This is a genomic window from Paratractidigestivibacter sp., from assembly GCF_052362415.1.
GTDB lineage: Bacteria > Actinomycetota > Coriobacteriia > Coriobacteriales > Atopobiaceae > Paratractidigestivibacter.
In genome coordinates this window covers 1-3,036 of sequence record NZ_DAWEMK010000156.1, presented here as the reverse complement: position 1 = coordinate 3,036, position 3,036 = coordinate 1, and the positions used below count along the sequence as shown (strand labels likewise).

Here is a 3,036-nt window from a genome sequence, read left to right as displayed (position 1 = left end):
ACAGCCGTAACAGACCTGCATGTCCTCATAGAGCATCTCCCCGCATCTAGGGCAGGTCTTCTTTGCGTAGCCCATTCCCATGAGCATCCTCCCTCTTCATCGTCGCGACCCCAGAAAACCGTCGGCGCTCACGGCCTGCGCCCACAGATGGTCGCCCTCGCGAAGCCAGTCCCCCGGCGCGGCGGGGCGCTCGATCACGCAGGACGCGCCCTCCCTAGACTCCACGTTCCCCCCGCCCACCGCGCGGCAGACCTCGAGAACCTCCCCGCGCTCGCCGACGAAGGCGAGGTCGAGCGCGTACGGCATCCCGAAGGTGTGCACCGACGAGCAGCGAGTGAGCATGACGGGCGGAGCCTCGGGGCCCGTGCCCAACAGCCCGCGGAGCTTTTGCGCCCGGGTGTTGAGCACGCGGACCTCGAGCACCTCGCCGGGGCGCTCGTCCGCCTCGAGCCTTGCCCAGGCCATCTCAGATCACCACCCCTGGCCGATACCGGTCGACGACGAGCGAGCGCTCGTGCGTGAGCGCCGCCGGCGACTCCAGCGTGATTCCGGGCATCCGCAGATGCCGCGGCCACGGCCGGTACCTGAGCGTGCAGGTATAGCGCGTGAGCAGCGGGGACATGACGAGCGACCCCGGGGGCGCATCCTCGCCGGCGCCGCTCGTCCTCACCTCCACCTCGCAGACCCCCTCCCTTCCCAGGGCGTCGCGGATCGCCGCAGCGACCTCGGCCTCGGCGACCTCGGCGGTCTGGGTCCCCGCCGGCGCGACGCCATGGGCGACCACCGCGGTCAGGCTCGCTTGGTCGAACACCGCGCACGCGTCGAGGAATCCCATGAGGTTGAAGACGATGAGCGCGACCACGATCGCCGGAGGCACGAGGACGGCAAGCTCAACCGTCATCTGTCCCTCGCGGGCGCCGAGGGAGGCGGCCCGGCGCCTCACAGCGCGCCCGCCAGCTTCTTGAGGTTCACCTTGAGCGGGATCTTGAGCTCGGTGCCGGGTACCGTGAGCTCGGCCACGGTGAAGTCCTCGTCGCCGTAGGTGGCGAGCGCCCATCCCGCGAACGCCCTCACGTAATCGGAGACGTCCCCGGAATCCGGGAGCTCGTTTATGAGCCCCCGCACGGTCGACGCCTTGTCGTAGCCCGCCTGGCCCAGGATCTCCCGCGTGTTCACGAGCACGGGCTTGCGCAGGCGCATGTCAGAGGGGGTGAGCCCGCACGTCTCCATGATCTCGCCGAGCCTCCGCTTGAGCCAAGAGCCGGCGGAGCCGCCGAGCACCCCATCGAGTTTGTCGAGAAACCCTCCGCCCGCCTCCGCGACCGAGCCGTAGGCCGACCCGTACCCCACGAGCAGCCTGCCCCAGAGCGTGGCCACGCCGTCCGCCATGCTGCCCGCGAGCGAGCCGTCGGCAGAGACGCCGTCGAAGAAGCTGGCCAGGACGTTGTTCTCGGCGGTCGAGTCGTCCGGCGCGAGCGCCGCGCCGGAGACCGCCGCCCCGGGCGGCAGTGCCGCGGCCGAGAGGAACACGGAGGTGAGCTCGGAGGGGACCGCCGCCCCCTCACCGCGGGCGACCACGGCCACGCACCCGTAGGCACCCGGCGGGCAGAGCTTCGGCCTCGTCACGGTCAGGGCGTCGATCGCCCGTTTGAACATATCGGAGCCCTGCTCGGCCTTCTCCTTGAGCTGCTTTCTGGCCTCGACCTCCTCCTTTTTTGCCTTCTGATAGTCCTTGGACGCCTCAACGACCTCGCGCCACCAATGCTCGAAGCCGTTTTCGATCGAGGTCGAGGCGGCAGCGGCGCGGCCCAGCTCCCCCACGCTCATTCGGCACTCGCCGCACTTGAGGACGCTTCCCGCCTCGAGATCGGCAAGCGAGGCCGTGCCGCAGAACCCTCCGTCCGCCCCGGGGCACTTCATGGACGAGTGAAGGACGCGCCCGCCCTCGGCTGCCGAGCACGGCCAGGCAGCGTCCGTGTACAGGGTGGTCGCGCGCGTCTCGTCGGCGTTGTGGGGCAGGCTCGGGAGGTCGATCTCCACACCGCCGTCGGGCGACTCCGCGTACGACCCACGGCGTACCTCCCCCAGCGCGAACTCGTAGAAGGCCCGCCGGCATGCGTCGTCGGTGAGCTGCTCGGCACCCGGCCCGTCCACGGAGCAGGAGCCGAGCCTCGCCGCGTAGTACGCCCGGGCCCGCTGCAGCGGGGCCCCGAAGGACCATGAATCGGCGGAGGGGTAGCAGGGGTTCTCGCCATCGCCGAGGCCGGCGAGCGTCTGGGCACGCTGCCACAGGCAGTACGGCCGCTCGCCGCAGTCCGCCCTCCAGCCGCGCTCCCGTGCGGCGTCGGCCCGCTCCTTCGCCTCCCGCTCCTTGGCCGCGAGCTCGCGCATCTGCTGCGCCAACTGCTCCGCCGCAGAGTCGTCGACGTCCGCCTCGAGCGCCGAGAAATTCGACTGAGAGCGTTGGGGAAAGGGCACGGCGCACCCGGCGTAGGCCAGCCCCTCCTCGGAATTTGCCAGGACGCAAGCAGCCGAATTCGATACCACGATGGCCGGCAGCGCCGCCTCGAGCGTCCGCAGCCCCGAGGCGGCGCTTCGCGAGAAGTCCCGGCGCGCGGAGAGGACCTGCGTCCCGCAGGAGACAAGCTCGGCACCGGTAGCTGCGAGCGGCGGCACACACGACGCGACGAGCCCCGCCCCGCAGGTGACCATGCCCGCGAGCCCCATGCTGAGGACGCAGGCGTCGAGGGTCTGGGCGATGGTGGCGTAGGCGGCCACGGCGTTGGCCCCCGAGGCCGCGGCGGCATCGGCCACCTGCTGGACCTCGCCCGAGCGTGCCGACACCCACTGCGCCGACGCCGCAGAGAACACGAGCGAGACGCTCAGGAGCAGCGCAACCGCGACGGCGACCGTCGTGTAACCGCCCTCGTCGTCGATGAATGTCCCCACGCCGAGCATGAGCCGTCTGCGGGTTCCCTCAACCCCAGACGCCGACCCAGTCGTCATACGACCCGTTGACCCAATCCGCATGTGAGC

The 3,036-nt window shown here is 70.8% G+C and carries 3 protein-coding genes; all 3 read right to left on the bottom strand.

Features of this window, described 5'->3' with window-relative positions; all coding sequences use genetic code 11:
- Window positions 1-96 precede the first annotated feature (96 nt).
- From ACT84W_RS10245 to ACT84W_RS10235, 3 genes are read right to left on the bottom strand one after another with little or no spacing between them, the layout of a single operon-like run.
- Window positions 97-465: a DUF192 domain-containing protein gene (locus tag ACT84W_RS10245; protein WP_417574917.1), complete on the bottom strand. Its 369-nt coding sequence runs from the start codon at window positions 463-465 to the stop codon at window positions 97-99.
- Between the two features lies 1 nt (window position 466).
- Window positions 467-901, bottom strand: a complete 435-nt coding sequence (locus ACT84W_RS10240; protein ID WP_417574916.1) for a hypothetical protein — start codon at window positions 899-901, stop codon at window positions 467-469.
- Between the two features lie 38 nt (window positions 902-939).
- Complete coding sequence (locus ACT84W_RS10235) at window positions 940-2,958, bottom strand: hypothetical protein (protein ID WP_444329135.1); 2,019 nt, start codon at window positions 2,956-2,958, stop codon at window positions 940-942.
- Window positions 2,959-3,036 lie beyond the last annotated feature (78 nt).